At 59.0% G+C, this 814-nt stretch carries 1 pseudogene; it reads right to left on the bottom strand.

Annotation, left to right across the window (positions count from 1 at the left end):
* Positions 1 to 671, bottom strand: a pseudogene (locus NW858_RS08160) (methyl-accepting chemotaxis protein); the annotation flags it as partial.
* Between the last annotated feature and the right edge of the window lie 143 nt (positions 672 to 814).

Genomic DNA, 814 nt, shown 5'->3' with positions numbered 1-814 from the left:
CCTTGGATCAGCGCCAGCGTCAACTGATTGGCCGTCAGTCGGCTAGGCAGTTCCTGCCCGGATAGGCTAGGGAGAGGAACAGTGAGCGTAGGCAGGCTTGGTACCGTTTTACTCGTCTCTCCCGTCTTGCCCTCCTCGGGATAAAAGGCCGCTGGCTCGCTGCCATCCATGCCGGCCAGTTCGCGATCCAGACGGTCCAGCTCATCGAGCTCGAAAGGGGCGGAGGCAACGCTGGTCGTGTCTTCTTCGGGGGCAGGGATCGGCTCACTCATGGGGGCAGCCAATTCTGTTGGCAAGCTCTCCTCTAGGGATCCCACCTCCTCTTCCGCAAAAGTGGGTAGGGAGAAGCCTATCTCCTCGGGAAAGTCCGCATCGCTAGCCACCTGCGTGATAAAATCGCTGCCTGAATCCTGGATGTTCTGCTGTGCGATTTCGTTTAGTAATGCAAAATCGGCATCGACTGCCGTTCCTGTCTGATGCTGCTCCCTGCCTGCTTGCAAGTCGGTCCCGCCTGGAACCCTCAGTGGCGTTACCTGAGGGTTAGCGGGCAGCGGGTGAGAGAAGGCAAACGGATCCGCCGGCTCCCATTCTAGCCTTGTCTCAAAAGGAGCCGCAAAGCTTTCTTCCTCGCCAAAAGTCATTTCATCAGCGGCAAAGCCGTCGCTTCCCATCGAGAAGGGATCCCCAGCAAAGGGGTCGGCCTCTTGTTCCCTCATCGCCTCAAACTCAAACTGGGGAAAGGGAGCCGCCTCCTGCGCTTGAGGTGGGAACTCGCCTTGAGGTTGGAGGTTGCCTTCCTGCACCGGAGAGGGGA

This window comes from Synechococcus sp. H55.10 (genome assembly GCF_047502715.1).
Taxonomy (GTDB): domain Bacteria; phylum Cyanobacteriota; class Cyanobacteriia; order Thermostichales; family Thermostichaceae; genus Thermostichus.
This window is presented reverse-complemented; position numbering and strand designations above follow the sequence as displayed.